Here is a 25,590-nt window from a genome sequence, read left to right on the forward strand (position 1 = left end):
CGTGATCCCAGCCCCGACTCATTCGACATCTCCTTTGCGGAATAAACAGGCTTGGTATACCGCGGCAGAAAGTGCAAGCACGAGAATCGATAAGGAAAGTGCATTCTGGGTACTGAGTGTCAGAACGGTGAGATAATCCAGCCAGAACAGGGCGAACATGAAGATCAGACCGGTTAACCATGCATAGGATAACCCGTATGCACCTATCTTCTTTGATCGTTCATCTGATTCCGGATCCTCACCATATCGTCTGTGACGGATGATGCCGGTGATAAGGAAGGCAAGCCCCGTACTGAGTAATAGTGTCCCGATAATCGCTTCTCCCCCTGTCATAAACATGGATACTATACTGCTGATAATCATCAGTGCCCCGATGACGATTCGATAAAAATTTCTTGGTTTCATCGCTTACATCTCGATATGTTATCTATTTCTAACAAATCTGCCAGAGAGGATCGGTTTGCATAATCTTCCGATCCCATTCTGCCCGCTCATGATCGAACAAGGGTCTTAATAGAAAATTACCGAATATACGTACGGTTTACATGGATTTTCTGCCTAACTTCAAGGAGATTATTGCGCATTCTCCCGTTGTTTTCACGATTGGTGTTGCTGGTGACAGCGGCTCGGGAAAAACTACGTTTACTGAAGCGATCCGGCAGATCTTCGGTCCGGACCTTGTTGCAACTATCACGTTGGACGATTATCATAAATATGATCGTGAGGAGCGAAAAACCAGAAATATCACCCCACTTCATCCGGAGGCCAACAACCTTGCGCGTCTTGAATCGGATATCGTTAAGCTCAAAGCGGGAAAACCGATCAAGAAACCGGTCTATAATCACGCGAGCGGAAGATTTGATCCTGATGTACCGTTTTCTTCCCGTAAGATATTGATCCTGGAGGGGCTCCATACGCTGTTCACCCCGACACTCCGGAATCTCATGGATTTTTCCATCTTTGTTGATCCTGAAAAGGAAGTCAAGTACGAATGGAAGCGGAGGCGTGATATGGAGAAACGCGGATACAACTCCCGCGAAGTGGCAGAAGAGATCCTGCGGAGGGAGATGGATTATAACGCATTCATTGCTCCTCAGCGCTGTAATGCGGATGCGATAATCCGGATTGGCCACTCCAAGTACGGCCGGGACAAAGGCTATTCTCACAATATTTACCAGATCTCACTACTCCAGAATCGGATGAAACGGACGATCAGCGATATCGATCTCAACCTTGATCTCTATTCCATGCTCTCATTCCATGACCATGATTTTCTTATCGAATTCTCCACGCAGCAGGTGGAATGTTCGCGGATGCGTGCCCTGACATTTGATGGGGAGATGAATTACGAGACCATCCACAAACTGGAGAAGAGCATTGAGCACCAAACCGGCGTTCACCCGATTGAAATGTACTTGAACCGGGATACGATTACCGCTACTGATATAGTCCAGCTTATCCTGTCCTGGCGTATCATTCACCGTCGTATTTTCTACGGGAACGGGCCTGACCCTGCGGGCATCCCAACTGATGTTGCCATCGCTTCAGGAAAACTGATATCATGACTGGCGGGATATCCCCCGAATCTGCCTGTGTTGTGGGATTAAAAAATTAGTTCTGTATAGTCGAGATGACCGAGAGGAAGACCGGGCCGCGGACGTCGACTTTTTTCTTGTTATCCGTGATAAAGCGCATCGCATACTCCTCGATCTTCAGATTGATATCGCTGGGGAGTTTTGCCATCTTCACCTGGACTGTTGTGCCTTTTCCACAGCGTGCTGCCTCCTCGATCCGTGCTGCTGCAAGTGCAGATACTGCACTGAGGTAACTGAGTCCTGTCGGTACTCCCTCGGTACGCACCTGTTTCCACTTCTCGACATCCGGAACACCAAGGACCGAACCCTCGTGGACAAAGATCTCATTCGCACAGGCGGGTCCGCAAAGTTTTGCATTGGATTCAGATTCTTCCACGGCAACGTGTATCTTCACTCCGCCAAGGGAACCTTCCCATGCCGTAAAGGAACAGGGTCCCTGCACAGTGGCATTCGCAGCAGCAGTCTTTGCGATTGCTCTGGCAAGATGTTTGCCCTCTGTTGAAACCGGTTCCTCGCGCAGGTGAACGGCCCGGGAAATCTCCTGGTTGCTGAGCGGGTGGGAGAAGAACTGGGGGAAGCAGAGCTGTCGGACATCGTTCGAGTTGTAAGCGATCATGGCGAGCCGTTCAACGCCAAGACCGAGGTTCATAACCGGGACCCCTATGCCATATTCGGCAAGTGCCGAGGGTGAATACATTCCGAAGGTTGCGACTTCGACCCACCCGTGAACCGGGTGACGGGCATATACCTCGGTCTGGGTGTCCGGCATATAATATTTGGAGCGCTTCTCGTCGGGCTGGAACCGGAAGTCTGTATAGCCGAATGCCGAGAGGAGCGCCTCGCTCACCGCTTTTCCGTCTTCAATGGTCACATCATCGCCGGCAACGATACAGGATGCAGAGTGATAGGTCATAAGCCGGGTCGGGCCCTCGGCCTGTTCCCGCCGGAAACAGCGATCTACCGAGAACATCCGCAGCGGCATCGGGCTCTTGTCCCAGATGGAACCGAGCGTCATGAACCAGCCGCTCGTCATGTGGCTGCGGAGGGTATTGCGCGACGACTCGGGGGCAAGTTCCCGGAACTCCGGGAAAACGGCGTCGAGGATATGGACAACAACCCCGTCATCGGTCTCAAGTACCTTTGAAAGTTCGAAGGTCAGTTCATCGCCATCGATCTCGGACTTCTTGTAGGCATGCAGTGTCTCGCGGAGTTTCTCCTCGGTTACAGCGGCCATTGCCTTGCCAAGGATCGTATTTATCTTGTCGAGCCGATCCCGGGCAATCCCCACGTTCGGGCGCGGGAGGCCGCCAAGATAGAAGACACGGTCAAGCACGGCCATCGCTTCAGGCCCGAACTGCCGGTAGATGTCCTTCTCGTCAATGATGACCGGGACCTCTGCTTCATCGAAACCCATCGAGAGATAGGTCTCGCGCAGCCGGTTGATGGTGGCAAAGACCGGGTGCGCCTTCGCCCGCCTGTAAACCCGGCACGGGTAGGTATCTGCATGCGATGCAGGTGTCAGTACTGACGGCCCTTCATGCCATGCCCCTTCAAAGTTCTCGTGTGATTTCTGTTTCCAGTCCTCGGGATTGAATCTCATCTCAAACGCTCCAGCACTACCACTCTGCTCAGTTCATTTTCATCTTTGAATCGGTAATCACATGCGGCTGCAATCTTCTCCGCAAAGGATCGCACCTGCGCATGTTCCGGCATGTTCTCTCTTGCCAACCGGTTTCTACTGTATCCCAGATACATATATCCCTTTATTTCCACAAACCTTGCGCCCGAATCCTGCAGGATCGCTGCATAGCATTCCGGTGCGAAATCATTCAGCCCTTTTACAAGCGTCACCCTCACTGCAGACCTGCGGCTTCCCAGCAGCCGGAGGCTCTCGTTCACCCGGTCCCAGTAATCCCCGAGCGGGCGACAGACCGCATGGTAAGTTTCCCTGTCAGGGGCATCCAGCGAGACATACATCTGGAACGGGTTACATCTCCGGAGCATCTCCGGGTTCGTGCCATTACTTACGAGAAATGTGGTGTAGCCTTTGCTATTGAAAAGGTCGATGAGTTGTGGGAGCCTGGAGTAAAGAGTCGGCTCGCCCGAGAGCGAGATCGCAACATGCTTCGGGTCAAGGGCCTCCTGCCACCGCTCTTTAGTTACCGTGTTGTGGAGCACCGCATTGTAGCCGGCAAGTGCCTTCTTCTGGTACTTATGGATGCCATCAAGGATGGTTTTCGGGGAACACTCCTCCGCTTCGACAGGCTCATGCTCGAAGGATCGCCAGCAGAAGAGGCACCGCTGGTTACAGCGCAGCGTGGGTGTCATCTGGACGCAGCGGTGGCTGTCAATACCGTAGAACTGGTGCTTATAGCACATATCGCCGCCCTGGAGGGCGCGTTTGCACCACATGCAGGGTTTGAGTGCGGCTGTCGAAGAATGGGAAAAAAACTGGTATCCCTGCCTGCGCAGGGGATCACATGGTGTGGATGGCATCGATCCCAAGGGTCTCCAACGACTCTTTGAGCGTGTTCTGCACTGCTTTTACCAGCGTGAGGCGGCGGTTACGGATCTGCCCCTCGCTTTTCAGCACCTGTTCGTAATGGTAGAATGTGTTGAAGGTATCGGCAAGTTCCCGGGCATAGATCGCAAGGATATGCGGGCGGAGCTCGGTGACAACGCTCTCAATAACCGTCGGGAACAGGGCCATCTTCTTCGCGAGGATGATCTCCTGTTCGGTCTCAAGATCGTATGACTCGGGGAAGGATCCTGCCTTCTCCAGGATACTGCAGGCACGGGCGTGGGCGTACTGGATGTAGGGTCCGCTCTGTCGCTCGAAGTCGAGTGCCTCTTTCCAGTCAAAGACCGTGCTTTTCTCAGGTGAGACCTTCACGATATCATAGCGGATGGCGGCAAGGCCCACCGATTGTGCGATCGACCTGCGTGTTTCCTCGTCCAGTTCGGGCCTTCTCGCTGTCACTTCGTCAAATGCCCTCTTCCGGATCTCGGTGATGAGATCATCTGCGGAAACGAACTTGCCTGCACGGGTGCTCATCGAACCTTCGGGAAGTGAGACGAACTCGAAGTGGACGATCTCCGGCACTTTTTCACCAAGGAGTTTCATTGTGCACTGGAGCTGGGCTCCAATAAGTTTGTGATCGGCACCGAGCACATCAATGACCCGGTCAAAGTTCGCCCCTTTCCATGCATGGAAGGCGAGGTCCCGGGCTGCATAAACCGAGGTGCCGTCACTCCGGCGGAGAACGTACTTGTTCTCGAATCCGAACTCGGATAGATCGAGGTAGAGGGTTTCATCTTCGTGTGCCTGTGGGATTCTCTTGAGCTTGTTGATGATCCGCTCCGTGTTCCCGTTGCGGATGAAGTCGCTCTCCCAGACGAACCGGTCATGGGCCACGTTGAGATCCTTCATCGTAACCTTGAATCCGTCAAGACAGCGCGCAACTTCCCGCCGGAACTTCTTCACGGTTGCAGGATCGCCGTTCTCCACAAGCTGCATTAAGGTGTTGACCTGCTGGGTAATCCCCTCATCCTTTGCGATCTCGCGGTTTGCCTCGATATAGATCCGGGCGATGTGGGCATCCTCTTTCTCGCCATCGAGCTGTTTGCTGTCAAGGTTGTCGAACCCCCAGACTACAATAGCGATCTGCCGGCCCATGTCATTGACATAATACTGGACCTCAAGCGGATAGCCGGCTTTCCGGAAGGCGCGGGCGAGCGTGTCACCGATGATCGAGTTCCGGATGTGTCCTACGTGCAGGGGACCGTTCGGGTTAGCACTGGTGTGCTCGAGAACTACCCGCGTAGGTTTTTTTGGCAGACTGCCAAAGCCGGGTTGAACCGCGGTCCGGAGCCCTTCACTGACGTAGGCTTTACCGAAGATGAAATTGAGGTACGGCCCTTTTGCCTCAATTGTTATACCGGTGAGATCGGGGCGTTTGGCAAGATCCGCAGCAATCTCCTGCGCAATCTTTACCGGTGCCTGCTTTTTCTGCTTGGCAAGGGAAAACGCGATGGTTGATGCAAGGTCGGCATGTTCCCCCCCGGTTATGAGCAGTGCATCCGGTGCACCGGTACTTTCCTTAATCGCGTTCCCGATCGTTGTGTACATGTCGTGCAGCATCAGTATCCCGTCCTGTACCGGAGAATTGCGGCTATCCCGCCGAATGCCGAGAAGAGGATCGATCCCTCTTCGAAATCATCGGAGATAAGCTCGACCTTAGAGCTGCTCTGGTCGGCAAGTTTTGTCAGTTCGTCAACGATATCGATCTCCTCTTCAAGAATGAGGGGTGCCGTGCACTTCGGGCAGTTGCCGAGCGGGATATCTCCGATCGTTTTACCCGGTTCGATATTGATCGTCTTTTCTGTTGTGAAATCACAGCTCTGGCACTTGATCTTCAGCCGGGATTTCCGGAGGTTTGCCGAAAGGAGAAGGGTGTCGATTGCCCCAATCCCGAGGTTGTGCCGGATACTCTCTTCCCCATAGGCTGCAAGCCCGTCGTCTTTGACCAGTTCCTTTAAGAACCGGTCCATGAACGCTTTCTCTTTGATGACGGTCATGCCCTTGAGCGCATCCTTTGCAGCATCAACAAGTTCCGAGAGCCCGTCCTCATTGGTATATGCTACATCGAACAGCCCGATGATCCGTTTCTGGACCTCGTGGTGAAGGTAATTGCCCTTCTCAAATTCCTCTTTTGTCGGGCTCGGTCCCCCGATGAGGACACCTTTGAACCGCTCGAAGAAATCCTTTTCAGCAAGGTAGATCGCACTTGATCTCTCGCCAATCTTGGTGTAGAACTCGTCAATGGCGATCTCACGCAGGCGGCCGAACCGGGCTGCCGACTGTCCGCCTTTTCGCATCTTACCCGGAACGGTTGAGTTTGCCCCGCCTACCGGTTCAATCCGGTTGCCGCGCAGGAATCCCCAGTACGCTTCCCGCTTGTCGAGAACGAGCAGGCCGTACACGGTCTTTTCCTCGAGCATCTGGAGGAGCGGTTCGAGTTCGAAGTTCGAACTGCAGCGGTACATGTAGAGGTTGAGCGGCTCCGGGGGCTCAATAATAGTACACTGGAGATCGGTGCGATCCCCGAATGTTTTTACCGTGCCGCAGAATACTGCAATCCCGCTCGCCGGCGGGCGTTTATAATATTTAAGTCGGGAGAGGATGGATGAGATGGCGCTCTGGACATTGATCTTGGTCTGTTTGCTCTTGATGTTGGCGCACTGCCCGAACTCGTCTTTGAGCTGGTTGGTTACATCGTAAATCTGCTTGTCAGGCGGGATATAGAGTGTTATGAGCTCCGTCCCGTCTCCCTGCTGCGACTGGAGTTTTTCCAGAGTCTTCTTGAATTCATAGCGCTTGCGCGCATCGTCCATCTCCACTGCCTCTTCTGCCATTGCCAGAATCAAACCTCTCTATTGAAGCTATTACCTATTCACCCGCGTGGGGCATAAATTTGCGCCCATTGCTGCAGGATCTGCCGGTCCACATCCGGGTTTATCCCATGATCCCCGGAAAATATCAGGAACGTCTTTGGCTCGCCTGCTTTTGCAAAGAACTCTTTTCCGCTCTCGAACGGTATGATGGGATCATTATCGGCGTGGAAAATCCAGACCGGCCGCGGGGAGATCCTGTTCACGTACGTGCCGGGCTCAAGTGATGTGGCAAACCGGATCGGATTCGCGGTATATCTTTGTCGGACCAGCGCGTCTTGAACTCCCCAGTCTGATGTGGAGATGCCCACGTAGCCTGCAAACTGTAGATCAACTCCTGCTGCCACTGCCGCGTACCGGCCCCCGTTGCTGGATCCTACCGCATAGACCGGAACATTGTACCTGGCAGAAAGCATCTTTTCCGCAGAGATGAGATCGCAGATAATCAGATAATACTGTGGCATTTTGCCATTCTCGAACCGGGAATAATCCTGCTGGATCAGCTGCTGGCCAAACGGTATACCGGCGGTCTCACCACCGTTTCCGCGGGTGTCGACAAAAAGGAAGGCATATCCTGCAGATGCAAAACGGACCATCCGCTCTTCATGCCCGACAAGGTTCTCCCCGGCTCCCGGAGCATAGATTATTGCTGCTTTTGGCTGTTTTGGTGCAGCGAGATACATGGTAACATCGCCATCTTCCGTATGCATGATAATCCGTGACTTGGTATACGTCTCGTTGGCAGCAAGAACCTCTTCACTTGTGGTCACGGGTGCACAGGTAAGGGACAGGACCCCAATGTTATCAACAGAATATGTTGACTTTGCCGGGTTCCCGGTACAACCGGCAAAAATTGCCAGTATAATAAGGAGTGCTACGATACTGGCAACTGTGCGCATTTCAGCACCCGAGGCACCGGTGGATGAGACAGATCGTCTTGGCATCGACAATCATACCGTCACGGATCATCCGGTTCAGATCCTGCACCCGGACATTCACTACTTCGATAACTTCATCCTCGTCTTTCTCGAAAAGGCGCGAAGGGGAGAGTCCGTGGGCCTCATAGAGGAAGATTTTCTCATCGGTATATCCGGGTGTTGTGATGATGAATCCCCGGGGTTCGATCGTGTCGGCCGCAAACCCGGTCTCCTCAATGAGTTCCCGGCCTGCTGCAACCAGCGGGTCCTCGTCCGTCTCAATTGCACCGGCCGGAGCCTCAAGGATGTAATCGTCAATGGCATACCGGTACTGCCGGAGCAGTTTGCACTGTTCCCCATCTATGGGAAGGATTGCCACCGCACTGCTCGGGTGAACAATCACTTTCTCCCGCACAAGGCCGTTCGGAAGCGTCACGTGCCGCTGCTCGATCCAGAGCCTCCGTCCGCGAAAGATCTCCATTTAGTCCTCGTACTCGATGGGGTCTTTCTTCCCGATTGCTGCGAAGGCTTCCATGCGGAAGTGGCACGATCCACAGGTGCCGCAGGCTTTTCCCTCGTTCCGGTAACATGACCAGGTATATTCGTAGGGCACCCCGAGTTTTTGGCCCTCGCGCAGAATATCGGTCTTGGTCATGCTGATGAACGGGGTATAAAGGGTAATTTTTGTTGAGTCCTTGGTACCCAGATTGATCACGTTCTGGAACGCTTCGATGAATGCCGGACGGCAATCGGGATACCCGCTGTAATCCAGCGACTGGACGCCGATGAAGATGGCATCTGCACCCTTTGCCTCGGCAAAACTGGTTGCAATCGAGAGCAGGTTCGCATTCCGGAACGGGACGTAGGTATTTGGAACATGCGCCCGGGCCGGATCAAACTCTTCGACCGCAATCGTTTTATCGGTGAGACTGCTTGCTCCGAAACGGGTGAAATACCCCACATCCAGCTCGAGGAATTCCCGGGCCTCCAGCAGACCGGCGATCTTTTTCGCGCATGCCCGTTCTTTGTTCTCTGTCCTCTGCCCGTAATTCAGGTGGAGGGCCAGGATCTCGTACCCTTTGCTCTTTGCAACGTACGCGAGCGTGGAGGAGTCCATTCCTCCGGAGAGTAAACATACGGCCTTCATCATTTTACTCCTATTATCTTGTGCAGCTGCAGCTGGAACCGCACCGGCAGGTTATTGATCAGGATGAACCTGGTGATGGGCGCGTAATCCGTCCCTGAAACCGGTGAGAAGAAGATCTCACCGGCAATTTTGTGCGCATCCATTACTTCCTGTGCATACCGGCAATCCGCCTCATCGGTTACGACAAATTTCACGCTGTCCTGCGAGCGGATCTTTTCGAGCAGGGCAAGGTTGCTCTGCTCTCCGGATGACGGGCACTTCACGTCCATACAGATCACTGCATACTGCTGGAGGCTGCTAAAATCGATTGTGCCGTTGGTCTCGATATCAATCAGGGTTCCACGGCGGGAAAGGGATGAGAGCAGGTGCTCCAGATCTTTTACCTGCAGGAGCGGTTCGCCCCCTGTAATGCAGACGTAGGGCGGGTTGATCCGCCAGACCTGTTCAAGCACGGAATCGAGGCTCATTTCCATGCCCCCGATCCGTGACTCCGGTGTATCGCACCAGCGGCATTTCAGGTTGCAGCCGGCCAGCCTGATGAAAAGACAGGGCTTTCCCTGGTTCTTTCCCTCCCCCTGGAGGCTCCTGAAAATATCCGCGATCTTCATTCAGCAAGCTCGGCAAAAGCGGTTGGTGATTCCCAGACACGGATTTTAGACACGGTGGCATTTATTCCATGATCCTTACAGACTGCATAGAGATCATCGCGGATGAGAACTGCCATCAATTCACTGGTTGGATCGCCGGGTGTCGTGATCACGGGGTTGAACTTACGGATGCAGGGAACCATAGGATCATCCTGATTTAAGATAACTTGGTGATCATACTTGTTGATGACCTGTTTGATCAGGCTGTAATCGATAACAATCTGTGATACCGGGTCCGGTTCACCCTCCATCCAAACTTCAATCTTCCATCGGTGCCCATGAAGGTTGGCGCATTTGCCCTTATAATGGAGCAGACGGTGGCTGGTATCAATCTGCACCTCTTTATAGATCCCCACTTTCATTGTCCATTATTGGAGAAAGAAGGATATAATGTTATTATGAGCAAGGATCAATAGTATAGGACAGGCAGGTGGGATGCCACAATTTATAAATCGATCACCCGCGTTAGTACATATCCCAATGTGGGTTATCGATAACCACAATAAAAACTGAAATGAGGCTATTTAATGGGACAGGGTAAATTTGCAGCCAGAAAACTGGTTCGGGACTCAAATAAGTTTCGGTGGGCAGACAAGAACTACGCCCGCCGCGAACTCAATCTCGATGTGAAGTCGGATCCCCTCGAGGGCGCTCCGCAGGCGAGAGGTATCGTGCTTGAGAAGATCGGTGTTGAGGCAAAACAGCCCAACTCTGCAATCCGTAAGTGCGTGCGTGTCCAGCTGATCAAGAACGGTCGGCAGGTCAGCGCATTCGCAGTTGGCGATGGTGCCATCAACTTTATCGATGAACACGATGAAGTCGAGATTGAAGGTATCGGTGGCCGTCTCGGTCGGTCCATGGGAGATATCCCCGGTGTCCGGTACGTGGTTACAAAGGTGAACAACGTCTGCCTCCATGAGATGGTCATAGGCAGGAAGGAGAAACCGCGCAGGTGATGTAAGATGACAGAAGCAGCAGCAGCCGGAAAGAAACTCCTGTTCAACCAGTGGGATGCCTCAGAAGTAAAGGTCAACGATCCCAGCCTCATGCGCTACGTTACCCTCACCTCCCAGATCATCCCCCACACCTGCGGCAAGTTCTCCCGCCAGGAATTTGGTAAGAGCAACATGATGATCGTCGAGCGGCTCATCAACCGCCTGATGCAGACCGAGAATAATACCGGAAAGAAGCAGCTTGCAATCCGGATCGTGCGGGATGCATTCGTCATAGTCAACAAGAAGACCAAGCGCAACCCCATCGAAGTGCTGGTCGAGGCAATCGGCAATTCAGGTCCCCGCGAAGAGACCGTCCGCCTGAAATACGGTGGTATCAACGTCCCGAAATCGGTCGACACCGCGCCCATGCGCAGGGTCGACACTGCAATCCACTTCATTGCCGAAGCAACCCTGAAGGGATCCAGCACCAGCAAAAAGAGTGCAAGTGCAGTTCTCGCCGACGAACTCATTGCCGCCTCCAAGGGCGACATGAAGTGTTACTCGGTCGGGAAAAAGGAAGAACGCGAGCGCATTGCAAAATCCGCCCGTTAAACATCTTTTTTTGAGGTAATTTTCATGGTCCGCGGCAAAAAATCAGTCGAGCGCGTAACTGAGCTCATGAAGGAACCGAAGCACATTCGGAATATCGGTATTGTGGCACACATTGACCACGGCAAGACGACTCTTTCTGACAACCTGCTTTCAGGTGCAGGCATCATCTCTGAGGAGCTCGCAGGAAAGCAGCTCTTTATGGACTCAGATCCGGAAGAGCAGGCCCGTGGTATCACTATTGATGCATCCAACGTCTCGATGGTTCACGAGTATGAAGGTCAGGATTACTTAATCAACATGATCGATACGCCCGGTCACGTTGACTTCGGTGGCGACGTCACACGTGCTATGCGTGCAGTTGACGGGGCCGTCGTTCTCGTCGACGCAGTCGAGGGCACCATGCCCCAGACCGAGACCGTGCTCCGGCAGGCCCTCAAGGAGGGTGTCCGCCCGATTCTCTTCATCAACAAGGTCGACCGGCTTGTCAATGAGTTGAAAGTCGATGAGATGGAGATGCAGATCCGGCTTGGAAAAGTGATCGACAAGGTCAACAAGCTGATCAAGGGCATGAACGAGGAAGCCTACAACAATGGCTGGAAACTCGACGCAGGTGCGGGAACCGTGGCCTTTGGGTCTGCGCTCTATAACTGGGCAGTTTCGGTACCCTTCATGAAGAAGAGCGGGATCTCCTTCAAGATTGTTTTCGATAAGTGCCGTGCAGGTGACATGAAATACCTGGCAAAGAACAGTCCGCTCTCGGAGGTTCTCCTGGATATCGTGGTTCATCAGTTGCCAAACCCCCTTGAAGCACAGAAGCGCCGTATCCCGATTATCTGGCACGGCGACAAGGAGTCCAAGGAAGGAAAAGCGATGATCAACTGCGACCCCAAAGGTGCCGTTGCGATGATGGTCACCGATATCTCCTTTGATCCCCACGCCGGCGAAGTCGCCACCGGGCGCCTCTTCTCCGGCAGCCTCAAGCGCGGCGATTCGCTCTATGTGATGGGTTCGGCAATGAAGGAGAACCGTCTTCAGCAGGTCGGTATCTTCATGGGTCCCAAGCGTGTCGAAGTCGAGGAGATTGTCGGGGGCAACATAGCCGCGGTTACCGGTCTTCGGGACGCATTCGTTGGTTCCACCGTCACGAACCTGCTCGAAATCACACCGTTTGAATCCCTCAAGCACTACTCGGAACCGGTCATGACCGTTGCTGTCGAGGCCAAGAACATGAAGGATCTGCCCAAGCTCGTTGAAGTGCTCCGGCAGGTGGCCAAGGAAGATCCGACACTGGTCATCACCATCAACGAAGAGACGGGCGAGCATCTCATCTCCGGTATGGGAGAACTGCATCTGGAGATCATCTGCGGGCGTATCAAGCGCGATAAAGGTGTCGAGATTGTCACCTCCGAACCCATCGTGGTATACCGTGAGACCGTGACCGGCAGGGTGGAGAATGTTGAAGGGAAATCCCCCAACCGCCACAACCGCTTCTACTTCACCCTTGAGCCGCTCGCCGATGAGGTTGTCGACGCCATCAAGAAGGGCGATGTCTCCATGAACCAGCAGGCTCTTGAGCGCCGTGATGCACTCCTCAAGGTCGGTTTTGACAAGGATGAGGCTAAGGCTGTCAAGATGATCAAGGGTACCAACATCCTCATTGACAGGACCAAGGGTATCCAGTACCTCAACGAGACGATGGAACTTGTCATCGAGGGTATCCATGAAGCACTCGCCGGCGGCCCGCTCGCTGATGAGCCGGTCCAGAACCTCAAGATGACCCTTACCGATGTCAAGCTCCACGAGGATGCTATCCACCGTGGCCCGGCACAGGTCATCCCCGCAGTCCGTGGGGCCATCAAAGGCGGTATGTTAATCGCCGGTGACTCGCTCTTAGAGCCGGTCCAGAAACTCCAGATCACTGTCCCGATGGACCAGATGGGAGCCGCAACCTCCCAGATCCAGGGGCGGCGCGGTCAGGTCTTTGATATGACCAGCGAGGGCGACACCATCTCGGTAGTCGGCAAGGCACCGGTTGCCGAACTCTTCGGATTTGCCGGAGACATCCGGTCAGCAACTGAAGGCCGTGCCATGTGGAACACCGAGTTCGCAGGTTTCGAACTGGTTCCCAACAACATGGTTAAGGAAGTTGTTGTCGGTATCCGCAAGCGCAAGGGCTTAAAAGAAGTTATGCCCACGCCGGCTGACTACCTTGCAGTATAGTCTCATACCCCAATACCCGTCCCTTTTTTTGGTTTAACGCAACCGCCTCCCTGTTGACTTGCCCGTTATAATCGGCAAAAACGTTCTCAACGTGGGAGGATGATAGCAAGAGTAAAAATCAGTATCCCTGATCGAACCGGTCCTTTACGGGTGGGGAAATCTCCGCAGGAGTATGTTTCATCGGATCGAAACGGGCACAGCACCCTGCGTGTTGCAGGGTAAGGGAACATAAAAAAAGGGGGCAGGAATCCGATTCCTGATCGTTCGGGTTTTATCGATCATCCCATAACGGCTTTGACTATGACAACGTCCTTTGTCGGGCGGTCGCCGTGTCCCGTCTTGGTCTTGCCAATCTTGTCAACAACGTCCATCCCTTCGACAACTTTCCCGAAGACCGGGTGCTTGCCATCAAGGAAGTTGTTGTCGATCAGGTTGATGAAAAACTGCGACCCACCGGTGTTTGGCCCTGCATTCGCCATGGAGATCGTTCCGCGGTCGTTTTTGTTGCCCGGTGAGAATTCATCCTTGATAGCATAGCCCGGGCCGCCCCGGCCGGTCCCGGTGGGATCTCCGCCCTGGATCATGAACCCGCTGATGACGCGGTGAAAGATCACGCCATTGTAATACCCTTTCTGTACAAGCGTCTCAAAGTTGCCCGCCGTGATGGGCATATCGGGAGCAAGGGCAATGGCGATTGTTCCCATGTTCGTCTCAAGGCGCACGATTTTTCCGGTAGGTGCTGATTCTGTCATAATATGCTGCTGGAATATTGGGGCTGATGCTTCTTCTGTGTTGTGAATGCCGGCCCTGTAATGAAAAAAAGAGTATCAGATCATTTCAGCTTTTAGAATGGTCACACTCTGGAGCGGATGGTTTTCCTGTCCGCCGGTTGTGGGCACTTTTGCGATCTTGTCGACAACGTCCATACCCGTAACGACCCTGCCGAAAACCGGGTGCATGTTGTCAAGGTAATTGTTGTTGACCAGGTTGATGAAAAACTGCGACCCGCCGGTGTTTGGCCCTCCGTTAGCCATGGCGATAGTCCCGCGGTCATTTTTGTTGCCGGTCTTGAACTCGTCCTTGATTGTATAGCCCGGGCCGCCCCGGCCGGTCCCGGTGGGATCCCCGCCCTGGATCATGAACCCGTCCATGACGCGGTGGAAGGTTACATTGTTGTAGAACCCCGATGTCACGAGTTTCTCAAAATTTCCGGTTGTAATGGGCATATTGGGATCGAGCGCGATGACAATGTTGCCCATATTGGTTGAAAGCCGAACCTGTTTCCACGAATCCGTGGAGATCGTTGCCGTTGCGGCCACCGTTTGCGTTGCCGAGATGCCGGGTGTTCCGGTTTTTGTGGTGGATGCCGGCTGCTGGGTACACCCTGCAGCAAGTAAAAGAGCTGCAATGAGGATACCTGCCAGCAGCATGGAGCGCACTGGAGATGACATGGTTAAGCTGGTTGGACGGATAAGAAAATAGAAGTTACGGGTGGCCATTTCCCGTTTCTGCTCGTTCTGGTTACTCGGCCTTCTTCTCCGCCCTGCGGCCAAACCAGAAGATCGCGCCGACTGCGATTATGATCGATACAATTCCTGTGAGGATGATGAGCATCCCCTTGGAAGTATTCTGGTTGTAATCGTCAGCCGACATGTCTATGGCGAGAACCGCATAGGTGTTGCCGGTAGATCCGCTGCTCGAATCATCGATCGGTGCGTACGCTGAGATGAATGAACCGTATTTGGTGGTATAGGGCTCTTTTGATGCCGTCGGGCCCGAGAGTGCCGAGAAGATCTCGAGCTTGTCGGGCGAGGTCGAGACCTCCCCAATCTTTGCCGAGCCCTGCGGGTCGTACTGTGAGAGATCGTCGACAAGGAAGGTTATGGTCTTGTCCTGGTTCACCCTGAGGATGTACGCGTTGAGGATATGATCGTCCATGCTGCGCATAGCCCTCATGTCGCGGGTTACGGTAATGTAGGACGGGGAGGTCTCATCGCCGGGTTTGAATCCGGTAATGTCGCTTGCATTGATCTGGGTTGCCATCACCCCGACCGTGGATTTCATACCCCCCTTGACCGAGTCCTTGAGGGCATCATTTGCGTTCGTATAGGCATACGCCGTGAGCGTCCCGATGATGATGATCACGAGGATAGCGCTCAGGATCTGTGTTGTTGATAGTTTGCATGAACCCGTCATTTCAGGATCGCCTCCGTAGTGCTGCACCCAGTGCGATTATTCCCACAAGTCCTCCGATCAGGACTAACGGTGAAGGGGCCGATGCCGGTGTCGGGGTGGGTGCGGGCTGCAGACTGATTGCGAGCGGGGTGGTCTGGCCTGAATTCACCGTCGCGGTTGTTGAGTAATCCATATACCCGGTATACCTGAGCAGAACCTGGTGCTGGCCGGGAGTGATCCCGTCGAGTACTGCCGGGGTATAGCCCTTGAAGATGTTATCGACAAGAATATCGGCCCCGGCGGGAGTTGAGACGATGTTCAGGCTTCCCGTTGCCGGGATCGGGGTGGGGTTTACGCCGACTGGTGTCAGGGTTGCAGTAAAGGGTGTTACGGTGTTCCCTCTCACATAGATCGTGTTCATCCAGTCGTTATAACCGGGGTTTGTGATTTTGAAGAGGTGGTTCCCGTTCACGATATTGTTGAGGGTCAGGGTCCCGGAAGACGGGATCTTTCCCATCAGGTTGCTGTCCATATTCACCGTTGCGCCGGGCAGGGACGTGATGGCAACCGAACCGTAGGAAGCCGACGTCATTACGGCGTTGAGGTTCTGGGAGGTGCCGCCGTTGACATAGACGGTCGTGGTGTAATCGTTGTACCCGGAAAGGGTGAGCCGGAACGTGTGGCTGCCGGGGTAGAGCGTGACCGTTAAGGGAGCTTTGCCCTGGTAATTGTTGTCAACATAGATGAGGGCGTTACCCGGGTTTGAGGTTACGTAGACCGTGCCGGTGGTGCGGGCTGGTTGCGGCGACTGCTGGAGCACGGGTGAATAGGTCGCGGTCTGCCCTGCGCCGACCGTGATGAGATTCGTATTGGGTGAATACCCGGTAAGGGTGGCTTTCATGGAGTACGAGCCGGGAGCAAGGTTTGGTATCGTGACCGGGGCATACCCGTAGAAGTTCCCGTTCATGTAGATCTGGGCACCGCCCGGTGTTGACTGGGCATAGATTGTCCCGTACTGGACCGGCGGGACGGTGGTCTGGGTGGAGAGGGGATTGATGGTCGCATAGACTGAGACCGTCTCCTGGTCTACCGGCATATGGGATGGTGCCCCCTGCCACGTAGTATAGCCGTATTTAGTGACGGTGATAGAGGTAACCGGTGTTCCAGACGGGCTTACGGGGACGGTAAGGCTTCCCCCGGATATTGTTCCCTGAACGGCATTATTGAATGATACCGTGGCCCCGTCGACATTACAGTACGTGGTGATCCAGCCTTTCCCGCTGCCTGGCTGTGTTGGCTCTATGGTCCAGGTCTCGGTTGGCTGGGTGACCATTGTGGGTACGGTGACGGTCGGTTCCGTGGTTGGCGGCTGGGTTACCTGTGTTGGAACCGTAACCGTTGGTTCGGTTGTTGGGATCGTGGTGCTGACCCTGGTTGGTTCCGTTGTCGGTTCAGCAGTCGGCGGCGCAGTGACCGGGACGAACGGCGGCGCCGTCGGTTCCGGTACGGTGGTAGATATGACGACCGGGATATCGCCGGCGTCACCGTCTGCCGAGACCCCGGGCATCACAGTCCCCATGATCGCAAGCACGAGGAGCAGAATCAGATACTTGTTTGTCAAGAACATCGCTTCCTTATACGGAAGATCTGGCAGACGAACGTATATAAATCGTGCCGGTTTAACCGTGCAGCATTCCGTGGATAACCTTCGAGAGCCGGTGCATTCCCTCGGTGATCTGGTCTTCGGAAGCCGATGAAAAGTTCAGCCGGATCGTGTCAGTACCGCCGCCATCCACGTAGAATGGCAGGCCCGGGAGAACCGCAACTTTGTTTCTGACCCCCTCATCAAAGACTGCCCGCGAAGAAAGGCCTGGTGGTAGTGTGGCCATGAGAAACATCCCCCCTTCCGGTGTGGTATGGGAGAGTTCTGGCATAAGATCGTCAAAAAGATCGCACATCTGCCGGCACTTGCGTTCATACACGGCTACTATCTGTCGGATCCTGTTGTCGGGGTCGGATGTGGTAAGATAGCGGTGCAGGATCTTCTGGCAGAGGAAGTTGGAGTGGAGATCGGACGCCTGTTTGACGACATTGAATTTTGCCAGGATCTCTTTTGGGGCATACATCCACCCGATCCGCATGCCCGGTGCAACCGTCTTGGAGAATGAACCGGAGATAACTGCCTGGTTGGGAAGGTAGCGCTTTACGGGCAGGCGCGGTTTTGCATCGAAGAAGAGCTCGCCAAATGCATCATCCTCGTAAAAGACGGTGTCGCGACTCTGCAGGATCTCCGCAATGGCCCTGCGCGTCTCCTGCGAGTATGTCCTCCCGGAAGGATTCTGTGAATTGGGGATGCCGTAGAAGAACTTGGGCTGTGTGGACGTGACCATCCTTTCGAATGCCGCAAGGTCGGGCCCGTTGTCCTCAAGCGGAACCGTGTCGATGATTGGCTCGTAGAGCGAGAATGCCTCGATTGCCCCCAGGTAACCGGGCCTCTCCATGCCTACGTGATCGCCTGGATCGAGGAAGATCTTTGCGAACAGGTCGAGACACTGCTGCGAACCATTGACGATCTGGATCTCTGACGCTTCGGCCGGGATCCCCAGCCGGTTCCGGTACCGGGCTGCGATATATTCCCGCAGGGGAAGATATCCGTCCGTTGTGGTGTACTGGAGTGCCGCGTGCGCTTCATCTTCCATGACCTCGCGGGTTGCCCGCGCTATTCCTTCGGTATCGATCAATGCCGACGATGGAAGTCCGCCGGCAAACGATATGATCGTTGGATCGTTCGAGACCCGGAAGAGCTCATCCAGGAAGGATGCCTTCACTTTTCCCATTCTGCTGGCAAACCGGTATGACATAAACCCTTTCTCCGCGCTCTGTTGCTGGTAATACGGTAGGTTATGGTGGACGAAAAACCCTTTACCCCCGATCGTCCGACCGGACCTCCTGGTGGATGAATGTACGCGATCCGGAGAATTCAAACCGTCCATGCTCCAACCCTGTTGCAGGAATCCTATGGACATTTCACCGGTACTTATTCTGTTCGCGCTCATGGTCGCCTTCATTATCGTGCACCTGATCATCAGGCGCCGGGAACTCGACCGCGAGCGGACGCTTGAGATCATTGTGCTCTGGACGCTGGTCCTCGGTGTTGGTGCCGTTGGACTTGTCAGCGCCATCGGACATGTCTTCATGGCTGACAGGATCGCAGAGATGGCCGGGTGGCCTACGGGGAGTCCGTTCCAGTACGAGGTGGGAATGGCAAACCTTGCACTCGGTGTTGTGGGGCTGCTCTGTTACCGCTTCCGGGACAATTTCTGGCTTGCGGCCATACTTGCCAATGCGGTTTTCCTTATGGGGGACGGAATCGGCCATGTGCGGGATATTCTCCTGAATGCCAACTATGCGCCATTCAATGCCGGTGTGCCGCTCTACTGGGATTTTCTCTTCCCGCTTGCCCAGATCCTGCTCTGGCTGATGCTCAGAAAAGCCAGAATTCTCTCAAAGGCCAGCCGGAAAGACGTGCTCTGAATCAGCACCTCGTTATTTTTTATGCCGTGAACCCGGATCCGCAATCCTTTTTCCCAACCGGCGCAAGCTGTACCCTATGACTCTCACACGTGCCGATGATGCCGAAGCCCTGTTCCGTGAGGGCTTCTCCTGCGCCCAGGCAGTCAGCCTCGCGTTTGCCGGGGATTACGGGATTGACCGGGAGACGGTCCTGAAACTCTCCTGCGCACTCGGGGGCGGGATGGGCCACACGGACAACACCTGCGGGGCTGTGACCGGCGCCCTCCTGGTTATCGGCATGAAATACGGGCGTACGCGGGTTGACGACATGGCTGCAAAAGAGAAGACATACGCGGTCACGAAAGAGTTCATGGCAGAATTCCAGCACAGGAACCCGTCTCTCCGGTGCACGGATCTTTTGGGGTACAACCTCTCATCCGACCGCGAGCTCGCGCTCGCAAAAGAGAAAGGTGCCTTCAAGGCAAAATGCCCGTTTCTCGTGCGGAGCGCAGCAGAGATTCTGGAAGAGATCTTATAAATCCCCTTTTTTTTAATACCAGGATTCGTCTCATCCTGCGATCAGGTATGTTTTTAAAATAACCTGAGCGGGTGTTCGTGTTGATCTTCGGGCACCCCCCCAGCCCCCCAGCGAGTCCGCTTCACTGACCCCCCTTGCCCCCCACCCCCTATCTCCAAAAAAAACTGCCACTTCACTTCGGGCATCTCATCCATGTCCGCACCTCCGAAATCGTGTCAGGCAGGGGGTGACCCCCCGCCTCCATTGGATACGGGTGGGGGGATCCACCCCCAGTCAGAATTTTTGTGGTAGGGGGTAGGGGGTATAGCCCCGTGGTGGCAATTATGACAAAAACCCTGAAACGTGTTGATTGTGATCCTTACAGTTTTCAACAAAAAAAGTGAATTTTTTGTTCCCGGCTCCTGCCGGGTAACTTACGCCGAGTCAGCGACTTCGATCTTGATGATCTCAGAATGTACGGATGCAATAATGGAATGCAGTTCCGCATTCTGTGCCTGTCGCACCTGCTCGATCTCTTCCCTGATCCTGGCAATCGCCTCGCCCTGAGTGCTGCCATGACCGCGAGCTCCCGGAATCTCAACGCATCGGGCGGTAAATCCGCCTTTCTCGTGGGATTCCGTGACGATGGTATAGTGCATGATCAAAAAGAAAGGATGCGGTCCTAGACATAGTTTCTGGTCAGAATTGCGTTATTCCGACCGTTTGGGGTCTTCCTGTGCAGCCAATTTCCTGCTCTCGTACTCGGCCATATGCCCTTCGACCCCACACCTGAACTCATCCCCGGGCAGGGAAAATTCCCTGTCCAGTAAAAACATCCTGGCCGCATCGCCGATCGCCTTGTGCGGCCTGATAACGTACCGGAATTTCTCCGGGATCTGGTAGGTGAGGTTGCGGGAGGAGATCGAGGTTTTGTTGATCTCAAACCCGATCACAAGGGACATCCGGTCCAGCGACACGTGCTCCTTGAGCGAGAACCGGTTTTTGATCTCCGTCTGGAGATCGCGGATCACAAACCCGTCTGTATTCACCCGGGCATGATGGAACGTTTCCATCTCCCGCTGTCGGGCGAAGAAGACGAGCGTGCCGATCTCACGCCGGTTAAGTGCCTGCATGAAACCCCGTAAATCCCGGTGGACCGTGTTTATCGCTGTCCTTGCAGCGCGTTTCTGCATGGAATCAAGGGTGAATTTGCGATTGAACTCCCGTGTCCGTCCGGGCTCTCCGAGATTGAAGACCCGCCGGTTCCCGTCCACCCGCTTCCCCACGTCGTCGGTGACGTTCTTCCAGAGTTCAACATCGATGTCATAGCTGAAGGGTTTACCGGCAAACGAGAGGGCGTCTGTTTTCGGGTCATGGAGAACTACACCAATCTCGATGGGGATCTGCATTGTCTGCCGGGTGCCGTAGATCCCGGCAAATTCCATGTCAATGTATGCCGTCAGGGGCGTGTCCATGGCAGGTAAAACTGAACGTGAAGTGTGGACTCTTAATGGTCTTGGTAAAACCGTTTGTTATACGGTACCGGTGACCGGGACCATACTCCCGTTTAATGGGATCAGTCAGCGTCGAGCTGCACCTGTATTTTTGCAGCAATCTCCTCTGCTTTCCTGTCGAGCGGCACGAGCCGGATTGCTTTTGCGGATGAGATCCCCACACCGAGTTCAGCCGCCCGTGCGATCTGTTCCTGGTCAAATATCCGCCCGTCTGCAACATCCGGGACGGTTCCGCATGCACGGAGCAGGGCCACTCCCACCGCGTCGATAGCAACCCGGTCCGGCCCGGCCAGGACTACACCGGGATGGATGACCTTGCCTTTATCCGGCCCGCCGCTTGCAAATCCTTCCGTGGCATCGAGTACAATGAGATCGGTCCGGAAAAACTGGTTGATCTCGGCGATCATGCTGCGCTTGACGGGTGAATTGTCCAGTTCGTTCATGAAATCATAGTTGACGTTTGGCACCCTGCGGGCGATACATCCCACGGCATTTTTCAGGGAGAGCGCGAAGTGGCTTCCATACCGGTCGGTCTTGAGGCCGCAGATCTGGATCACGTGATCCGATCGTGAAATGGGTGCAGCAAGGAAAAACCCGCGGGACCAGTGGAGACCGGGTGCCTGGATCTCATGCCATCCAAATCGTTCCATCTCGTCAAGCAATGTTATGGGAAATCCCCTGTCCCTGGCAAGGGCGATGACTCCCAGGTCGGCAAGAACCTCCCGTGTCTCCCCGACACTGCTGCGCTCGGCAAGGGTTATCGATTCCGGTTTCTCATCTGATAATGCGGTGAAGATGGCGTCCAGAGTCTCAAGATGGGTTGAAGCGGGGAAGGGATTGGCGCTGTCATAATCCGCCTTGACCGCAACTGATGAGCCGGCAAGGACCGATAAGTCAAATCCCCCAAGAACGCTCTCAACGCCACCGAAACGGTCTGCCGCATCGGCAATGAAGATATCAACCTGCTCTCCCATGATAATCTCTAGTTGAGAGGTATTACGCCGAACGTTATCAACATGCGCATATCACGTCTCCGTGAAGGGGAATCGAATCGGCGATGAAAATGATCTGCCACCTTGCACCCTGCCGTTTTTGAAACGATTTGGCATCGGATTAGAAAAAAGAATTATCTCCGATTCTGAAATGCGAATCGGAATGGTTTATTTGTGGTGCCCGTCACCCTCAATCCGCCCGGCAGCAATCCCGCAATAGTGCGGATCGATCTCCACCCCGATAGCGCTGCGGCCGGACCGGGATGCAGCAACGAGTGTGGAACCGCTGCCCATGAACGGGTCGAGCACCGTATCCCCGACAAACGAGAAGAGTTTCATGCACCGGAGCGGGAGTTCGACCGGGAATGGTGCCGGGTGCCCGATCTTTGTCTTGCGCTCGCCATTGAAGGTCCACAGGCCGTTGGTCCAGGCCATGAACTCGTCCCGGGTAATATCCGATTGTCGCGATCCGCTCGTCTTTTTCCAGGAATCCTTGTACAGGACAACGATCAACTCCACCGGTGCGATCACGTACGGTGCTGAAGCGCTCAGCCATGAACCCCAGGCTGTCCGGCGGGAAATATTCCCCTCGTTCCAGATGATCGTCGAATGGTAGGAAAAGCCCGCCTCTTTTGCAATGGTGGTGAGATCGGCCCCTACGCTCTGCTGGCCGCCCTTGTTCTTGTCGAGCGGGATGTTGAGGCAGAACCGTCCATCGTTCCTGAGCCAGCCATGGCACCGTTCCATCCACTTCCTCGAAAACTCCAGGTATTCCTCGTAACTGACCCGGTCATCGTGGGAATTGTACGGGATATCCACATTGTATGGCGGGGACGTGACAACGAGATCGATACTCTCCTTGGCAATGTTCTGCGTTGAGAATATGTCCTCGTTGAGGATAGTGCACTGTCCGATTCTTGAATAAACACCGCTCTCCACGCGTCCGCCCTCACCTAGATCTTCGTTCTGCCAGCAGTATAGTATTTCCCTCAATGGAGGGTTCCATTCCGTGTCATTGATCTAACCGCGAGGTTATACGAATAACCCCTGCCATCATAGGATTATTATTTGCTCCTATACCCATTACCAATGAGTGAACGGCTTAAGGGTATTACTTCGGGAGATGGGGATGCATGCGTAACCGGATAATCTCTCTCGCATGCCTGCTCCTTGTTATCGGAAGTCTTTTTCTGGTTGCTGCAGTTTCTGCTGCTGCTGCCCCTGTGAACGGCGGGGAGATCCCGTCAAGTTCAGACCCGCTCTACCGGGACAGGCCGGAAAACATTGCCGCTCTCAAGACCCATATTGCCTATGTCGGGGAATCCCAGGAGGCCCGGATGGACGGTGTGATTGAGTATGTCAGCAATATCAGCGGAAGTGCCGGGATCGGCAGGCTCCAGCAGATCCGAAACGATTACCTTGCTGCTGCCGCAACGATCCCTGTCATGCAGACCTCTGACCAGATAAACGCTCTCCGGGATGACATGTGCGCCCAGACAAAGTTGTTTGCAGGGGAGACCATGGCCCAGCTCGTGCTGTTCAACGGGACTCCTGAAGGAATGCGGGTGACTACCGGTGCATCGATGAATGCGTTTGAAATCTCCTTTAACAGTATGACCGACCCCCTCTGGCTTTCACGGGATAGTGCACGAATCGTTGTCTTTAACCGTGAATCCGAGGAGCGGAACTTCACCCTCCGCAGCCTGAGTGAAAAAGGGATTGATATAACTCAGGCACAGCAGATATCGGATCAGATTGATGCAAAGCGTTCAGAAGTCGAAGCTGCGCTGCGCAACAACCAGGATGGGGCTATTCTTAAGGTAAATACCGGCATCAAGAGCCTCAACCAGCAGTTCCGGAATACCGTCAGCGATTACCGCACCAGCCTGGAGATCCAGATGAAGGGTGCTGCAATCCTCGCGATGAACACATAAATCGGTTCTTTTTTCTATAACCAAGCCTCTTCCGATATCCTCTTCTCCCACGGTACTGACACTTGTGTATGCAGCAACAGGATGGGTCTGGAAACCGGATCTCCTTCTCTCCTATCGGAATAGTCCGTTCACCCTTTCACGATATTGCCGGGATGCCGATCCAGCCGAACGGTGCCCGGGGTGTGCGGGGAACCGTGGAAATTGCAGACCGGTATGTTGACGGCCTGCGGGATCTTGACGTGTTTGCCCGGATAATCCTGATCTATTCCTTCCACCGGTGTACCGGTCACGATCTGCACGTGAAACCGTTCCTGGACACAACCCTGCGGGGGATCTTTGCCACCCGGTCCCCCCGGCGCCCCAATGCAATCGGCCTCTCGGTCGTGCGCCTGGTTTCGGTGAACGGCTCAACACTTGTTGTGGAGGACGTGGATGTTCTTGACGGCACCCCGCTTATCGATATCAAGCCGTATGTGCCTGCGTTTGATGCGTATCCGGAATCGTGCTGCGGGTGGCTTGAACCGGTTGCCAAAAATGCCGGGTCTGTCCGGTCGGATGGACGGTTCCGGTGATTAATTGGCATTAAGCACCTGATTCGGGGGCAATCCTTTATCGGGATTCATGGCTGACGCTATGATACCATGACCTCACCATCCCCCTTGACCGGTGTCACCGGGATCCTGCGCCCGTTCAAGGAATATCTCCAGTCACTTGGCCTGTCCCCGGGCGACCAGATCGTCTATTACGGCTGCGTTGGGACCTGCACGCCGTTTGTGGAACTGCTTGCCATCGCTGTACGGGGCCTGCACCTCGAACAGGTATATGTCCCGCTGCTCGATGAGGGAAAGGCAAAAAAACTGTACGAGGTGCCTGATGCAGGTATGCAGGTGAGCAGTGAACCCGCCGTGCTGAACCCCCGGGTTCTTGTCATCATGGGGGGACTTGCAATGCCGTACATGCCGGTTACTAAAGAGCAGGTACGCGATCTTTCCGTCCGCCATAACAATGCGAAACTGGCCGGGGTCTGCTTCCAGAATATGTTCGAAAAAGCCGGCTGGCTGGATACCGTGAAGTTCGATCTGCTGATCAATGCCATGATCGAACCGGTGACGGTGACGCGACGGGAACACTAATCTGAATCACCTGGGTCAGATGACGGCAGGCCAGTTTCTCTCTTCCTTTTTTTATCGCCCGTCTCGGTGCCCATGAACGAACGTTCACACCCGGGCCGTGAAAACCTTCTGATGGAAAAGTTTCCCGCTTCACCGCCTCTCCCGGGGGGTACGGCAGGACAAGGGAGTTTTCATTGGGGGTCACTGATCCGCCGCTTATAACGCCCGTGCGGGTGCGTCATAAAAGATCAAATGGTTTCTCAAAGGAATCCATTTCAATTGGGGTCTGCTGAAATTATTTCAATCAAG

General features: G+C 54.4%; 28 protein-coding genes. 9 read left to right on the forward strand and 19 right to left on the reverse strand.

Annotated elements, in window-relative coordinates; genetic code table 11:
• Window positions 1-18: 18 nt before the first annotated feature.
• A complete protein-coding gene (locus WC598_RS06205) occupies window positions 19-363 on the reverse strand; it encodes a hypothetical protein (RefSeq protein ID WP_372960612.1) in 345 nt (114 codons plus the stop codon).
• Window positions 364-545: 182 nt separating this feature from the next.
• Between WC598_RS06205 and WC598_RS06210 the strand changes: the two genes are divergently transcribed.
• Window positions 546-1,565, forward strand: coding sequence for a phosphoribulokinase (locus WC598_RS06210; protein ID WP_372960613.1), 1,020 nt, complete (start codon window positions 546-548; stop codon window positions 1,563-1,565).
• A gap of 46 nt (window positions 1,566-1,611) precedes the next feature.
• On the opposite strand, the gene sepS is transcribed toward WC598_RS06210, so the two are convergent.
• Genes sepS through WC598_RS06255 form a run of 9 tightly spaced genes read right to left on the reverse strand, consistent with a single transcriptional unit; the run spans window position 1,612 to window position 10,119 of the window.
• The gene (gene sepS / locus WC598_RS06215) at window positions 1,612-3,195 is read right to left on the reverse strand and encodes an O-phosphoserine--tRNA ligase (protein WP_372960614.1); all 1,584 of its coding nucleotides are present in this window, start codon (window positions 3,193-3,195) and stop codon (window positions 1,612-1,614) included.
• Window positions 3,192-4,091 (reverse strand): 4-demethylwyosine synthase TYW1, encoded by a 900-nt coding sequence (twy1, locus tag WC598_RS06220; protein ID WP_372960615.1) that lies wholly within the window; start codon window positions 4,089-4,091, stop codon window positions 3,192-3,194. Before twy1 ends, sepS begins: the two co-directional genes overlap by 4 nt.
• A complete protein-coding gene (gene argS / locus WC598_RS06225) occupies window positions 4,072-5,736 on the reverse strand; it encodes an arginine--tRNA ligase (protein ID WP_372960616.1) in 1,665 nt (554 codons plus the stop codon). The genes twy1 and argS overlap by 20 nt, the downstream gene beginning before the upstream one ends.
• On the reverse strand, window positions 5,736-7,010 hold the full coding sequence (prf1, locus tag WC598_RS06230; protein WP_372960617.1) for a peptide chain release factor aRF-1: 1,275 nt from the start codon (window positions 7,008-7,010) through the stop codon (window positions 5,736-5,738). The genes argS and prf1 overlap by 1 nt, the downstream gene beginning before the upstream one ends.
• 38 nt (window positions 7,011-7,048) lie before the next feature.
• A complete protein-coding gene (locus WC598_RS06235) occupies window positions 7,049-7,945 on the reverse strand; it encodes an alpha/beta hydrolase (RefSeq protein WP_372960618.1) in 897 nt (298 codons plus the stop codon).
• A gap of 1 nt (window position 7,946) precedes the next feature.
• A complete protein-coding gene (locus WC598_RS06240; protein WP_372960619.1) occupies window positions 7,947-8,444 on the reverse strand; it encodes an NUDIX hydrolase in 498 nt (165 codons plus the stop codon).
• Window positions 8,445-9,110, reverse strand: a complete 666-nt coding sequence (gene queC / locus WC598_RS06245) for a 7-cyano-7-deazaguanine synthase QueC (RefSeq protein WP_372960685.1) — start codon at window positions 9,108-9,110, stop codon at window positions 8,445-8,447.
• Window positions 9,110-9,718, reverse strand: coding sequence for a 7-carboxy-7-deazaguanine synthase QueE (locus tag WC598_RS06250; protein ID WP_372960620.1), 609 nt, complete (start codon window positions 9,716-9,718; stop codon window positions 9,110-9,112). Before WC598_RS06250 ends, queC begins: the two co-directional genes overlap by 1 nt.
• Window positions 9,715-10,119, reverse strand: a complete 405-nt coding sequence (locus WC598_RS06255; RefSeq protein ID WP_372960621.1) for a 6-carboxytetrahydropterin synthase — start codon at window positions 10,117-10,119, stop codon at window positions 9,715-9,717. Before WC598_RS06255 ends, WC598_RS06250 begins: the two co-directional genes overlap by 4 nt.
• A 165-nt stretch (window positions 10,120-10,284) precedes the next feature.
• Between WC598_RS06255 and WC598_RS06260 the strand changes: the two genes are divergently transcribed.
• Genes WC598_RS06260 through WC598_RS06270 form a run of 3 tightly spaced genes read left to right on the forward strand, consistent with a single transcriptional unit; the run spans window position 10,285 to window position 13,524 of the window.
• A complete protein-coding gene (locus WC598_RS06260) occupies window positions 10,285-10,713 on the forward strand; it encodes a 30S ribosomal protein S12 (RefSeq protein ID WP_292349021.1) in 429 nt (142 codons plus the stop codon).
• Between the two features lie 6 nt (window positions 10,714-10,719).
• A complete protein-coding gene (locus WC598_RS06265) occupies window positions 10,720-11,304 on the forward strand; it encodes a 30S ribosomal protein S7 (protein ID WP_372960622.1) in 585 nt (194 codons plus the stop codon).
• Window positions 11,305-11,328: 24 nt separating this feature from the next.
• Entirely contained in the window at window positions 11,329-13,524 is a 2,196-nt protein-coding gene (locus WC598_RS06270) for an elongation factor EF-2 (protein ID WP_372960623.1), read from the forward strand.
• A gap of 278 nt (window positions 13,525-13,802) precedes the next feature.
• On the opposite strand, the gene WC598_RS06275 is transcribed toward WC598_RS06270, so the two are convergent.
• The 5 genes from WC598_RS06275 to WC598_RS06295 all read right to left on the reverse strand — a co-directional run bounded on the left by WC598_RS06275 (window position 13,803) and on the right by WC598_RS06295 (window position 18,560).
• Window positions 13,803-14,276, reverse strand: a complete 474-nt coding sequence (locus WC598_RS06275; protein ID WP_372960624.1) for a peptidylprolyl isomerase — start codon at window positions 14,274-14,276, stop codon at window positions 13,803-13,805.
• 75 nt (window positions 14,277-14,351) lie between these two features.
• A complete protein-coding gene (locus tag WC598_RS06280) occupies window positions 14,352-14,975 on the reverse strand; it encodes a peptidylprolyl isomerase (protein WP_372960625.1) in 624 nt (207 codons plus the stop codon).
• 70 nt (window positions 14,976-15,045) lie between these two features.
• A complete protein-coding gene (locus WC598_RS06285; protein ID WP_372960626.1) occupies window positions 15,046-15,720 on the reverse strand; it encodes a hypothetical protein in 675 nt (224 codons plus the stop codon).
• A 1-nt stretch (window position 15,721) separates the two neighbouring features.
• Complete coding sequence (locus tag WC598_RS06290; RefSeq protein ID WP_372960627.1) at window positions 15,722-17,320, reverse strand: PEGA domain-containing protein; 1,599 nt, start codon at window positions 17,318-17,320, stop codon at window positions 15,722-15,724.
• Between the two features lie 58 nt (window positions 17,321-17,378).
• The gene (locus WC598_RS06295; protein WP_372960628.1) at window positions 17,379-18,560 is read right to left on the reverse strand and encodes a PLP-dependent aminotransferase family protein; all 1,182 of its coding nucleotides are present in this window, start codon (window positions 18,558-18,560) and stop codon (window positions 17,379-17,381) included.
• 157 nt (window positions 18,561-18,717) lie between these two features.
• Here WC598_RS06295 and WC598_RS06300 point away from each other — a divergent pair, with 157 nt between their 5' ends.
• Window positions 18,718-19,233, forward strand: a complete 516-nt coding sequence (locus WC598_RS06300; protein WP_372960629.1) for a DUF6790 family protein — start codon at window positions 18,718-18,720, stop codon at window positions 19,231-19,233.
• A 76-nt stretch (window positions 19,234-19,309) separates the two neighbouring features.
• Window positions 19,310-19,750 carry a C-GCAxxG-C-C family protein gene (locus tag WC598_RS06305; protein WP_372960630.1) on the forward strand — a complete coding sequence of 147 codons (441 nt, stop codon included), beginning with the start codon at window positions 19,310-19,312 and terminating at the stop codon, window positions 19,748-19,750.
• Between the two features lie 413 nt (window positions 19,751-20,163).
• On the opposite strand, the gene WC598_RS06310 is transcribed toward WC598_RS06305, so the two are convergent.
• From WC598_RS06310 to WC598_RS06325, 4 genes are all read right to left on the reverse strand, one after another.
• Entirely contained in the window at window positions 20,164-20,388 is a 225-nt protein-coding gene (locus tag WC598_RS06310; protein ID WP_372960631.1) for a type II toxin-antitoxin system HicB family antitoxin, read from the reverse strand.
• Window positions 20,389-20,439: 51 nt separating this feature from the next.
• A complete protein-coding gene (locus tag WC598_RS06315; protein ID WP_372960632.1) occupies window positions 20,440-21,204 on the reverse strand; it encodes a hypothetical protein in 765 nt (254 codons plus the stop codon).
• Between the two features lie 101 nt (window positions 21,205-21,305).
• A complete protein-coding gene (locus WC598_RS06320) occupies window positions 21,306-22,217 on the reverse strand; it encodes a DUF362 domain-containing protein (protein ID WP_372960633.1) in 912 nt (303 codons plus the stop codon).
• A gap of 186 nt (window positions 22,218-22,403) precedes the next feature.
• The gene (locus WC598_RS06325) at window positions 22,404-23,228 is read right to left on the reverse strand and encodes a site-specific DNA-methyltransferase (RefSeq protein ID WP_372960634.1); all 825 of its coding nucleotides are present in this window, start codon (window positions 23,226-23,228) and stop codon (window positions 22,404-22,406) included.
• Between the two features lie 140 nt (window positions 23,229-23,368).
• Here WC598_RS06325 and WC598_RS06330 point away from each other — a divergent pair, with 140 nt between their 5' ends.
• The 3 genes from WC598_RS06330 to WC598_RS06340 all read left to right on the forward strand — a co-directional run bounded on the left by WC598_RS06330 (window position 23,369) and on the right by WC598_RS06340 (window position 25,302).
• A complete protein-coding gene (locus tag WC598_RS06330) occupies window positions 23,369-24,169 on the forward strand; it encodes a hypothetical protein (protein ID WP_372960635.1) in 801 nt (266 codons plus the stop codon).
• 68 nt (window positions 24,170-24,237) lie between these two features.
• Complete coding sequence (tsaA, locus tag WC598_RS06335) at window positions 24,238-24,741, forward strand: tRNA (N6-threonylcarbamoyladenosine(37)-N6)-methyltransferase TrmO (RefSeq protein ID WP_372960636.1); 504 nt, start codon at window positions 24,238-24,240, stop codon at window positions 24,739-24,741.
• A gap of 69 nt (window positions 24,742-24,810) precedes the next feature.
• Window positions 24,811-25,302 (forward strand): DUF2124 domain-containing protein, encoded by a 492-nt coding sequence (locus tag WC598_RS06340; protein ID WP_372960637.1) that lies wholly within the window; start codon window positions 24,811-24,813, stop codon window positions 25,300-25,302.
• The last annotated feature ends 288 nt before the right edge of the window (window positions 25,303-25,590 follow it).

Origin of the sequence: Methanoregula sp. (assembly GCF_041645475.1) — an archaeon.
Classification (GTDB): Archaea; Halobacteriota; Methanomicrobia; order Methanomicrobiales; family Methanospirillaceae; genus Methanoregula.